The sequence below is a fragment of the Bacillus cereus group sp. MG4 genome (assembly GCF_040460055.1).
Lineage (GTDB): Bacteria > Bacillota > Bacilli > Bacillales > Bacillaceae_G > Bacillus_A > Bacillus_A wiedmannii.
The window spans coordinates 2,220,619-2,232,301 of record NZ_JARVGZ010000001.1 but is presented as its reverse complement, the minus strand read 5'-3'; the positions used below and the strand labels follow the sequence as shown (position 1 = coordinate 2,232,301).

Below are 11,683 nucleotides of genomic sequence, written 5' to 3'. Positions count from 1 at the left end.
GCAGTATTCTTATATCTGTAATCCTGTTATTTCCGGTTACTTCTAGGAGGAAGAACACGTGAAATGGATAAGTGCATCGATTAAAGTTTTCATATTGTCGATATGTTTCTTTTATGTTGGCACGTCTACTGCATTTGCTGTGAATGAAATGGGAGAAGTGAGAGTTGATGGATCCTCAACAGTTTTTCCTATTATAGAAGCAGTAGCGGAGGAATATACAAAGGTGCATCCAAACGTGAAGATTTCCATCAGTGTTTCTGGAACAGGAGGAGGATTTAATCGTTTCAGTAAAGGAGAAGTAGATATAAATAATGCTTCGAGAGCAATGAAACAAGTGGAAGAAAATGAGATGAAAAAAAACTCCATTCAGTTTACACCGTTTGAAGTCGCTTACGATGGCCTTACGATCGTTGTGAATCGCCAAAATACTTGGGTAGACAATATGACGGTAGACGAGTTACGTCTATTATGGAGTGAAGATGAAAGCGAAAAGCGATGGTCACAAATTCATTCATCATGGCCACGTGAACAGGTGAAGTTTTATGCGCCAGGTGTAGACTCTGGTACGTATGATTATTTTCAAAATTTCATCTTACAAAATAGTCGCATTGTAAAAAAAGTCTCTTTGTCTGAAGATGATCAAGTTATTATGCAAGGGGTAATGAATGATAAAAATGCCATTGCTTTTGTAGGATATGCTTATTATATGGCCAATCGAGATAAGGTGAGAGCAATAAAAGTGAATGGTGTACTTCCGACGAAAGATACTATTCAATCAGGTAAGTATAAGCCATTATCTAGGCCGTTATTTGCTTATGTAAATGATGCATCTATCCGAAATAAAATGAATGTAGCAAATTATATTGAGTTTATGATTCAGCATGTAGGTAATCTTGCTGAAGAGGTTGGATATGTAAAATTACCAAAAGAAAAATACAATGAACAGCTGCGGATGTTAACAGAAATAAAAAGGTAATGTCAGGGTGGAAAGGGGTTTTCATCTTTGGCTCATAATGACAAAAGTCAAGTTACATTTTCTGTACAACATTTGATTGAAAGAAATACAAAACAAAGAAAAAAAACGCAGCGAATCAATCGAATCGTTCCATTATTACTAAAAATAATTGCTAGCGTGTCTATTTTAACGACACTTGGAATTATTTTTACATTGGCAAATGAAACATTGATGTTTTTTCAAAAAATACCATTACACTCCTTTTTGACGGGAAAAGAATGGTTACCTTTTTTTGAAGATCCTAAATTCGGTATATTACCACTTATATGTGGAACGTTCCTTGTAACAGCAATTGCCATGTTCGTAGCAATTCCTATCGGTTTAGCGTGTGCTGTATTTTTAAGCGAATATGCTTCAAACGGTGCAAGGAAAGTATTAAAACCGATGTTAGAACTATTAGCAGGTATTCCGACAATTGTATATGGTTTTTTTGCATTAACAGTTGTCACACCGCTTTTACAACGGATTATACCAGATTTACAGTTTTTTAATGCGATCAGTCCAGGTATTGTTATTGGCTTTATGATGATACCTACAATTGCATCTCTATCTGAAGACGCGATGAGAGCTGTAGCGAAAGGAACGAAAGAAGCTTCGTTAGCACTTGGAGCAACTCGGTTTGAGATGGTAAAACAAGTCGTGTTTCCTTCGGCCTTTACAGGGATTATGGCAGCGATCATATTAGCTGTTTCCAGGGCAATTGGTGAAACGATGATAGTTGTAATTGCAGCGGGATCTACACCGAATGTATCGCTCGATCCGACACACTCTATTCAAACGCTAACAGCCTATATTGTGCAAGTGAGTTTAGGTGATGCTCCGCATGGAACAATTACGTATTACAGCATGTATGCTGTAGGCGCAACTTTATTCTTATTTACTTTTATCATGAACATCATTTCGCAGTCTATTATGCGCCGCTTTAGGAGGGTGACATAATATGCGAATGTTGAATCATAAAAAAATACAAGAGAATATGGCATCACGCTTTTTAAAAGACCGAGTTTACAAATTGTTATTTTATATAGCAATTTTGTTTTCAATAGTAATACTGCTTATTTTACTTTTTCAAATTTTTGAAAAAGGTATAAGTTACCTTTCGTTAGATTTCTTTACAAACTTCGCTTCGCGTAATCCGAAAGAAGCTGGGATTGCTGCAGCTTTGTCAGGAACAATATTATTTATGAGTATTGTTATACCGGTCTCCTTTATACTTGGAGTCGGAACTGCTCTTTATTTAGAGCAATATGCGAAGGAATCTATATTTAAAAAGGTAATAGAAATTAATAATCAAACGTTAGCAGGAGTACCTTCCGTTGTATTTGGATTACTCGGCTTAACTATTTTTGTATATGCTCTTCATTTAGGTGAGAGTATTATTGCGGCGGCACTGACGATGAGTTTACTCGTTTTACCGACAGTTGTTGTAGCGAGTCAAGAAGCGATACGATCTGTATCAAGTTCATTATTAGAAGCCTCTTACGGATTAGGTGCTACGAAGTGGCAAACGATGTATCAAATTGTATTGCCATCTGCTTTCCCAGGAATTATAACGGGTTGTACGTTAGCGATATCAAGGGCGATTGGAGAAGCGGCACCGTTATTAGTTATCGGGGCACTTGCATTTGTAAATTTTGTTCCATTTAGTATGTTTGATAGATTTACAGTTTTACCAATTCAAATTTTTAATTGGATGAGTAGACCGCAAGAAGAATTTCAGTACGTAGCAGCTGCTGGGATGATTGTGTTGTTAGGCTTATTACTCTTTATCAATATATTTGTCTTATGGTTACGAAATCGAAAATAAGTTGGAAATGGATGAAAGGGGAATTCAAATGGTAGCAACAGTAGTAAATGTACAGGTGAAAAACGAGGAGAAAATCGAGACTGCACCAAAGAAAGTAGTATTTGATACGAAAAACTTAAATTTATGGTACGGAGAAGACCATGCTTTAAAAGATATTAACTTAAGCATTCATGAGAATGAAGTTACAGCAATTATCGGGCCAAGTGGTTGTGGTAAATCAACGTACTTAAAAACATTAAATCGTATGGTAGAGTTAGTACCAATCGTGCGAACTACAGGTGTAATTGAATACAGAGAGCGCAATATATTTGAAAAATCATACCCAGTTGAAGAATTAAGAACTCATGTGGGAATGGTGTTCCAAAAGCCAAACCCATTTCCGAAATCTATTTATGAAAATGTAGCATATGGCCCGAAAATTCATGGTATTCGTGATAAAAAAACATTGGATGAAATTGTTGAAAAAAGTTTACGTGGAGCAGCGATTTGGGATGAGTTAAAAGATCGTTTGCATGATAATGCATACGGTTTATCTGGTGGACAGCAACAGCGTCTATGTATCGCACGTTGTTTAGCAATTGAACCAGACGTTATTTTAATGGATGAGCCAACATCGGCACTAGATCCAATTTCAACATTAAAAGTAGAAGAATTAATTCAAGAGTTAAAGAAAGACTTTAGTATTGTGATCGTAACGCATAACATGCAACAAGCAGCACGTATTTCAGACAAAACTGCTTTCTTCTTAAGTGGAGAAGTTGTGGAATATACAGATACAAATAAATTATTTACGACACCTTCAGATAAGCGTACAGAAGACTATATTACAGGCCGATTCGGTTGATATCGTTGCAAGGCTAAGAGCAAATACCCTCTTAACAGAGGGTATTTCTTATTTTTACCTCATTTAATTAGAGAAGTAATACTTCTCCTATCTTAAGGCTTATTACAAGTAGGCTAGGTAGGAGATCTATATATAATGGCACATAATATTGAGGGGGAAGAAACAATGGTAAGAGAACAGTTTCAATGTGATTTAAAAATGTTACAGCTAAAGGTGATTGAGCTTGGAGAGCTAGCGAGGGAAGCATTATTGCTTGCTATGGAAGGTCTTCATAAAAGGGATGTAGAGAAAGCGTTAGAGGTAATAGATGGTGATTATCGTATGGATAATTTAGAAGAGGAAATAAATGATCTTGCGCTTATGCTTATTACGAAGCAGCAACCTGTAGCAAGTGATTTAAGAAGGATTTTCATTTCAATTAAAACAGCGACAGATTTAGAGCGTATTGCAGATCATGCTGTTAATATTGCGAAATCAACAATTCGTCTTGGGGAAAAAGAGGTGGTTGTGAGTTTGCACAATCTTGATGAAATGTTTGCAATTGCAAATAAGATGCTACAGTTAGCGCTAGAAGCATATGAGCAAGAAAATTTAACTTTTGCGAAACAAATTGCCGAAATGGATGATTCAGTTGATGAAATATATGGGAAAGCGATTCGTGAATTTATATCTTCAGTTCCAGAACAACCAGAAGCAATTACACAAATTACACAATTATCCTTTGTGGCGAGATATATCGAGCGTGTAGCAGATCATATTACAAATATTGCTGAAAATGTTTTTTATTTAGTAAAAGGAAAGCATTACTTATTAAATGAATAAAGAAAAAGGCAGGTGAAACATCACCTGCTTTTTTTAGTCAAAACATGACAAAAAAAGCTCGTTGTTTCCTTTAGTTTATGATGATAAGATGTATCATAATATAATGGAAAAAATAGGACATATATGTTGTTCACTTATTAAGGGATATTTTACTAAGTTAATGGTAAGCGCTTTCTTTCATGGTGTTGAAAAGGTACATGTATATAGACAGTTTTACCGCCTGTAAAAGCCCGAGTGGTCAGGGCTAATAATCAGTGGGAGATGCACAAAATCACTACTAATTAAAGTTTCATTTTATACTGCTAGTTAATGCGGGGTAGATAATATACATATCGTATATGAAGTTACTGATCATTATATAAGTGGAGGCTGAAGTATATGAAGGGGGTTATTTTAGCTGGAGGAAAAGGACGACGCCTTAGACCATTAACATGTAATACTCCAAAGCCGATGTTACCATTATTAGAAAAGCCAGTTTTGGAATACAATATTGAATTATTACGTCAGCATGGTATTCGTGAAATTGCAATTACTGTTCAGTATATGAGTACAGCCATTAAACAATATTTTGGTGACGGTAGCAAATGGGGAGTTAACTTGTACTACTTTGAAGATTCTCCCCCGCTTGGAACCGCAGGGAGTATTAAACAAGCGGAAACATTTTTAGATGAAACGTTTGTTGTGATAAGCGGGGATGCGTTAACTGATTTTCAATTATCAGAAGGAATTATGTTTCATGAACAAAAGAAAAGAATGGTAACTATGTTTGTAAAGGAAGTAGAAAACCCACTTTCATTCGGTTTAGTTGTAATGAACAAAGAACAAGAGGTTACACGATATATAGAAAAACCTAGCTGGAATGAAGTAGTCTCTAATATTGTGAATACAGGTATATATATTATGGAGCCAGAAATTTTTTCTTACATACCGCCCCGAGAGTTTTTTGATTTCAGTCAAGATGTGTTTCCGCTATTGGCAAATAAGAACGCGTTATTTGCATATTTGTCAGAAGGTTATTGGTTAGATATCGGTACATTTGATCAATATCGACAAGCACAATTTGATTTGTTAACGAAAAAATTGCAAGTACCTATTCCTTACACGGAAGTATTGCCGATGGTATGGATGGGGGAAGGTGTGACGATTGGAAAAGGAACGAAAATTCACGGTCCTTCTTTTATTGGAGAAGGAGCAAAGATTGGTGCTGGAGCTGTAATTGAGCCATACTCTATTATCGGGAAAAATAGTGTGGTTTCAAGTTATTCTCATCTTCAAAAAAGTATTGTTTTTGCAAATGCGCACATTGGTCAGTATTGCGAGCTATTAGAAACGACCATAGGAGAGCATACAATGGTGGAAGATGACGTTACACTGTTTCAAAAAAGCATTGTAGCGGATCATTGTCATATAGGGAAAAGTACGGTAATTAAGCAAAAGGGAAAACTATGGCCATATAAGGCGATTGACAGCTATTCAGTAGTAGGATCGGCTGGTGTTCAAGAAAGTGAAAAGAGTGCAGGATGGTTGCAAAAAAGCCGTATTGTAGGAAGAGGTAATGTTGAAATCACTCCTCAATTTATTGTGAAGGTTGCGATGGCGTATGGATCTCTTTTTGCCAAAGGAGAAAGTATATTAATTGGGAGTCAAGAACATATAGAAACGACTTCTTATAAAAATCTCTTTCTTCATGCGATTCATGGTATCGGGATTCATACGATGGAATGCAAAGAAATAAACGAGTCACTTTTTCAGTATAGCATTCAGGATTTACAATGTGCAGGTGGGGTTTTCATTCAAGTGGAAAACGAAAAAGAGGTTGTTATAAAGTTATATGGTAAGGAGGGGGTACAATTAACGTATAAGCAGCAAAAAGCGATAGAACAAGTATATATGTCTGAGTCGTTTTATTACGTATGTGAGAAAGAAATGGGGCGGAATAAGCTAGTCCACGTTTCTTTACATGATTATATAGAGGCTGTATTAGAGCGCGTTGATATTGAGAAAATACAAAAACAAAAGTTTCATCTTCTTATTAATAAGAGGAATGATATGTTACAACATTTACTGATGCTCTTTTTACAAAGGCTCGGATGCACAGTTACATGGATTTATGCGGGCGAACAAAAGGATCATGTGAAAGCTTTGATGAAATCAAGCAAAGCAAATATGGCACTTATGTTTTCAGAGCAAGGAAATTATTTCGAGTTATATGATAATCATAGTAATATTTACCAAGGAACAGATTTTGAAGAGGTAGATATTCCAGATTTATTACTTGAATCAGCAGGAAATATTTACCCGATGTCTTTGAAATTAGGAGAATGTTACCTTCTATTTTATACGCAGGATGAAAAAAAGTCGTTTCAAGCGAGATGGAAGCGAGATATTTTATATCGAATTGGAAAATTATTCGAGTTAATAGCATTGCAGGGGAAAACATTTCTCAGCATAGTAGAGCAATCACCGCCGCTTTATCTACTTTGTGATGAAGTTGTATGTTCATGGAATGAAAAAGGAAAAGTAATGAGGAAATTATTGGCTGATATGGAAAGAAAGGAAGAAGGTATATTTGAAGGAGTACAGTTCAAATATACCGAAAAAGAGTGGTCTTATATCGTTTCTGACACAAAACAACCGAAATTTTTAGTGTACTCGCATGCCAGAAACCCAGTAATAGCAAGGGAAAACATGAAAAATCTTATAGAAAAAATTAGACAATATCAAAAGGTGTAGAATTTTTATTTTAAAAGTGGTATTATAGTATAGTCTGATTTAAGTTATTAGTACTGGAGGGAATAAGAATGCGTGTGAATATTACTCTAGCATGTACAGAATGCGGAGATCGTAACTATATCTCAAAGAAAAACAAACGTAACAACGCTGAGCGTATCGAGCTTAAAAAGTATTGCAAGCGTGACAAGAAGTCTACGTTACACCGTGAAACAAAGTAAGCAGTAGGAATATTTTCCTACTGTTTCTTTTTTTATTCGATTCCTCTGTTAAAAGTGATACACTATCATCGTAGAGAAAAGTATCACTGTAAGGAGGAAAGTGTGTGAGAGAAGAGAAAGTACGTTTACGTAAACAAATAATAGAGCACATGAATTCTTTATCAGAAGAACGGTATACAACTTTATCAGAGCAAATTGCATTTTCGTTGTATGCGCAAAAAGAGTGGGCTGAAGCTAAAACAGTTGGAATCACTCTCTCAATGGAAAATGAAGTGAATACATATGCTATTATCGAAAAAGCTTGGGAAGAAGGAAAGAAAGTTGTTGTTCCAAAGTGTAATAAAGAAACACGAACAATGTCTTTCCGGCAAATTAGTAATTTTGATCAATTAGAAATAGTGTATATGAATTTACGTGAACCAATTCCAGCGCGTACGGAAGAAGTGAATGCAGATGACATTGATCTTCAAATCGTGCCAGGTGTAGCTTATACAGAGCGAGGAGAACGGATTGGATATGGCGGTGGGTATTATGATCGTTATCTCTTGCATTATAAAGGGAAAACGCTATCATTAGCTTATAGTTTTCAAATAGTAGAACATATTCCAGTAGAGCCGTTTGATAAAAACGTAGAAAAAATTATTACAGAAAAAGGAACAATGGTTAAAAATGGGCTTGTATAGACAAATAAAAATTGACGAGACTTTTTCTTCTTGATTATAATAAAATATGTGAACGTTTTCTTATTATAATTTTTTATAGTAAGTTAGCATAGAGGGTGATAAAATGGTATCTATTTATGATATTCAGCAATTGCTAAAGAAATTTGGTACGATTATTTATACGGGTGATCGAATTGCAGATTTACAATTAATGCAAGATGAATTGCGTGAATTAAATCAATCACAGTTAATCGATCCACAAGACTATCAAACAGCTTTATTTTTATTGAAGCAAGAATTTCAAAAAGAGCTAAATAAGAATTAGATAAAGGTAGGTAAGCAACATGGAAGAGAAATGGTTAGTTGGGGTTGACCTTGGTGGTACAACAATTAAATTAGCATTTATTAATGTGTACGGTGAAATTTTACATAAGTGGGAAATCCCTACGAATACAAATGAGCAAGGAAAACATATTACGCTTGATGTAGCGAAAGCTATTGATAAAAAGTTAGAAGAGTTAGGTGAATTGAAAAGCAAGTTAATCGGTATTGGTATGGGAGCTCCTGGTCCTGTACACGTGGCGTCTGGAATGATTTATGAAGCGGTCAATTTAGGATGGAAAAACTATCCGTTAAAAGATTTATTAGAAGTAGAAACAGGATTACCTGTTGTTATTGATAATGATGCAAACTTAGCAGCGCTTGGTGAAATGTGGAAAGGTGCTGGTGAAGGAGCAAAAGATTTAATCTGTATGACACTTGGCACTGGTGTTGGTGGTGGTGTAATCGCCAATGGTGAGATTGTACACGGCGTAAGCGGAGCTGCTGGTGAGATTGGACATATTACAGTAGTTACAGAGAATGCTTTCCCATGTAATTGCGGGAAGTCTGGTTGCTTAGAAACTGTAGCATCTGCAACGGGTATTGTGCGTGTTGCTATGCAAAAAATACAAGAGACTAATAAAGAGAGTGTTCTACGTTCTATGTTAGCAGAAGAAGGGCGTATTACATCAAAAGATGTGTTTGAAGCACTTGGACAAGGTGACGAGCTAGCAGGCGAAGTAGTAGAAAAAGTAGCTTCTTATTTAGGGTTAGCTGTAGCGAACCTTGCTAGTACGTTGAACCCAGAGAAAATTGTTATTGGCGGGGGCGTGTCTAAAGCTGGAGATGCACTATTAGAGCCAATTCAACGTTATTTCGAGCAATATGCTTTCTCACGTGCTGTAAAGAGCACAAAGTTAGCGATTGCAATACTTGGTAATGATGCAGGTGTTATCGGAGGAGCTTGGCTTGTAAAAAAGCACAAATACGAAGCGAAGATGGTATAAGTTGTGAAATATGAAAAGAGGAAGGGGAAACCCTTCCTCTTTTTGTGTGAAATCTTGATGAAGAATAACATGTAAATGAATTAAGCTGCTGGTGGGTACCCGTTATATAGAACAGTCATGATCGTAAACCATCCGAAAACGAGTACAGTTGCAATTGCAAAGCCGCCCGCGAATAAGTTTTTTTCGCGAAGAGTTCTAAGCGTAGCGAATACAGCTAACAGAGTGACTAGCGCAAAAATAATAACAAGGCCCATACAATATCCTCCTCTGTCTACCCATTCCTCAATATGAGTTTTTAGAATATTAACTCTTTTATATTGTACATGTTTTAAAAATGATTGTCGAGATAGCATCCTTTCTTTTCCTAAGAGAAAAAAATGTTGTATCATTGAAAGTAAGTTTAATAATTGGAGGAGATTTTCATATGAAATGGATACAAATGCCGTTAGGCCCATTACAAACGAATGCTTATATTTTAACGAATGATCAAAATGAGTGTATTATCTTTGATCCTGGTCACGAAGGAGAGAAGCTCGTTACATATTTACAAGAAGAACAATTAAAGCCACTTGCTGTTTTATTAACACATGCTCATTTTGATCATATTGGTGCTGTTGACGCGGTAAGAGACGCTTTTCATATTCCTGTGTACGTACATAAAGAAGAAGCAGATTGGTTAGGCGATGCAACTGTAAATGGCTCTCAAATTTTTATGATGAATCGCAGTATTACAGCAAAACCAGCAGATCATATTATTAATGCAGAAGGTGCATTAGCAATTGGTTCATTTAATTTTGAGATTTTTGAGACGCCAGGACATTCTCCAGGCAGTATTTCTTATTATTGTAAAGAGGCGAATGCTGTATTTTCTGGTGATGTATTGTTCCAAATGAGCATCGGAAGAACAGATTTACCCGGTGGAAGTTTTGCTGAATTGATTGGAAGTATTGAAGAAAAATTATTTGTATTACCAGATGAAACAGCGGTGCTATGTGGACATGGTCCAGAAACAAGCATTGGTTTTGAAAAAGAAAATAATCCATTTTTACAGTAAGGAGCTAGTATGGAGATGGAGCTCATTTTAAAAGAATGGATGGAGAAAGAGAAGGATTATTCAATTTCATATAGTACGTATATGAACCTCGTATTGTACACAGAGGGACATGGCTATTATATGAAGGAGCGTAAAAAAATTGGAAGACAAGGGGATTTTTTTACAAGTAGCAACGTATCCTCTGTTTTTGCAAAAACATTTGCTAAGTTTTTTATTCGTCTTGTTGAAAATGGTGAAGTTGCTCCGAATATTTGTGAGATTGGTGGGGGAACAGGAAGGTTTGCCTATGGTGTTTTACAAGAGTGGAAGCAAGTATCTCCAAAAACCTTTATTGATTTAAACTATTCAATGATTGAAATGAGCCCTTTTCATAGAAACTTACAGCAGAAAAATCTTTGTTCGTTTTCTAATGTTTCGTATTATACGTCGCATAGTGAAATGGGAGAATCATTCGAAGGGATTCTTTTTTCGAATGAGTTATTTGATGCATTTCCTGTTGAAGTAATTGAGAAGAGAAATGGAATATTGTATGAAGTACGCGTTACGTACACAGAGGAAGGGAAACTCGCAGAAGTATGTAGACCGCTACAGAAAAATATTGGTCGATACTTATTGAAATATAATATTCATCTTGCTGAAGGCCAGCGTTTTGAAGTGCCACTTGCGATGGAAGAATATATAGTAGAAATTGCGAAATGGTTTCAACGAGGTGTATGTATTACCGTTGATTATGGATACACAAAAGAAGAATGGATGCATCCTGCACATCAAGAAGGAAGTTTACGAGGATATTACGAGCATAAGTTAATCCGTAATCCTTTAGAGCATCCAGGTGAAATGGATCTTACTACTCATATTCATTGGGACGAACTGAAAGAAATGTTTAGCCTGCAAGGCATGAATATAGTATGGCATAAGAAGCAATCTGAGTTTTTGTTAGCAGCAGGAATATTAGATCAGCTTACGGGTCACCAAGATCGAAATCCTTTTTCTGAAACTCAAAAACAAAATCGTGCAGTTCGTTCTATGATTTTGAGCGGAGGATTAGGGAGTGCATTTGATGTTGTGATACATACGAAACATATGCAACAGTTACACTTGGATCAGTATTTGAAAATATAAAAAAACAAGACACAGCATATTTCTGTGTCTTGTTTTTTAATACGACTTTTTAATTATGTAGCATCATATATTTCCTCT

Annotated in this window: 13 protein-coding genes; 12 read left to right on the top strand and 1 reads right to left on the bottom strand. The window is 35.9% G+C overall.

Annotation, left to right across the window (positions count from 1 at the left end; all coding sequences use genetic code 11):
* The first annotated feature begins 58 nt into the window (after positions 1-58).
* The 10 genes from phoX (at position 59) to glcK (ending at position 9,429) form a co-directional block, all read left to right on the top strand.
* On the top strand, positions 59-976 hold the full coding sequence (gene phoX, locus QCI41_RS11755) for a phosphate ABC transporter substrate-binding protein PhoX (protein WP_353837422.1): 918 nt from the start codon (positions 59-61) through the stop codon (positions 974-976).
* Positions 977-1,003: 27 nt separating this feature from the next.
* The gene (pstC, locus tag QCI41_RS11750; protein WP_353837423.1) at positions 1,004-1,954 is read left to right on the top strand and encodes a phosphate ABC transporter permease subunit PstC; all 951 of its coding nucleotides are present in this window, start codon (positions 1,004-1,006) and stop codon (positions 1,952-1,954) included.
* Between the two features lies 1 nt (position 1,955).
* Positions 1,956-2,822: a phosphate ABC transporter permease PstA gene (gene pstA / locus QCI41_RS11745; protein WP_353837424.1), complete on the top strand. Its 867-nt coding sequence runs from the start codon at positions 1,956-1,958 to the stop codon at positions 2,820-2,822.
* 28 nt (positions 2,823-2,850) lie between these two features.
* Entirely contained in the window at positions 2,851-3,666 is an 816-nt protein-coding gene (gene pstB, locus QCI41_RS11740) for a phosphate ABC transporter ATP-binding protein (protein ID WP_000226689.1), read from the top strand.
* Between the two features lie 165 nt (positions 3,667-3,831).
* On the top strand, positions 3,832-4,488 hold the full coding sequence (gene phoU, locus QCI41_RS11735) for a phosphate signaling complex protein PhoU (protein WP_088082409.1): 657 nt from the start codon (positions 3,832-3,834) through the stop codon (positions 4,486-4,488).
* A gap of 378 nt (positions 4,489-4,866) precedes the next feature.
* A complete protein-coding gene (locus tag QCI41_RS11730) occupies positions 4,867-7,221 on the top strand; it encodes a sugar phosphate nucleotidyltransferase (RefSeq protein ID WP_048565714.1) in 2,355 nt (784 codons plus the stop codon).
* Between the two features lie 68 nt (positions 7,222-7,289).
* Positions 7,290-7,439 carry a 50S ribosomal protein L33 gene (rpmG, locus tag QCI41_RS11725; protein ID WP_001265616.1) on the top strand — a complete coding sequence of 50 codons (150 nt, stop codon included), beginning with the start codon at positions 7,290-7,292 and terminating at the stop codon, positions 7,437-7,439.
* A gap of 104 nt (positions 7,440-7,543) precedes the next feature.
* Positions 7,544-8,122 (top strand): 5-formyltetrahydrofolate cyclo-ligase, encoded by a 579-nt coding sequence (locus tag QCI41_RS11720; protein WP_001206435.1) that lies wholly within the window; start codon positions 7,544-7,546, stop codon positions 8,120-8,122.
* A gap of 103 nt (positions 8,123-8,225) precedes the next feature.
* Positions 8,226-8,426, top strand: coding sequence for a YqgQ family protein (locus QCI41_RS11715; RefSeq protein ID WP_353837425.1), 201 nt, complete (start codon positions 8,226-8,228; stop codon positions 8,424-8,426).
* 19 nt (positions 8,427-8,445) lie between these two features.
* Positions 8,446-9,429, top strand: a complete 984-nt coding sequence (gene glcK / locus QCI41_RS11710) for a glucokinase (protein WP_000391711.1) — start codon at positions 8,446-8,448, stop codon at positions 9,427-9,429.
* Positions 9,430-9,509: 80 nt separating this feature from the next.
* Here the strand turns inward: glcK and QCI41_RS11705 are convergent, their stop codons facing one another.
* A complete protein-coding gene (locus tag QCI41_RS11705) occupies positions 9,510-9,683 on the bottom strand; it encodes a DUF2759 domain-containing protein (RefSeq protein ID WP_000524847.1) in 174 nt (57 codons plus the stop codon).
* A gap of 170 nt (positions 9,684-9,853) precedes the next feature.
* Between QCI41_RS11705 and QCI41_RS11700 the strand changes: the two genes are divergently transcribed.
* Together QCI41_RS11700 and QCI41_RS11695 are read left to right on the top strand one after the other, a co-directional pair.
* Positions 9,854-10,483: an MBL fold metallo-hydrolase gene (locus QCI41_RS11700; protein ID WP_000871245.1), complete on the top strand. Its 630-nt coding sequence runs from the start codon at positions 9,854-9,856 to the stop codon at positions 10,481-10,483.
* Between the two features lie 9 nt (positions 10,484-10,492).
* Positions 10,493-11,605, top strand: a complete 1,113-nt coding sequence (locus tag QCI41_RS11695; RefSeq protein ID WP_353837426.1) for a class I SAM-dependent methyltransferase — start codon at positions 10,493-10,495, stop codon at positions 11,603-11,605.
* Positions 11,606-11,683: the final 78 nt, after the last annotated feature.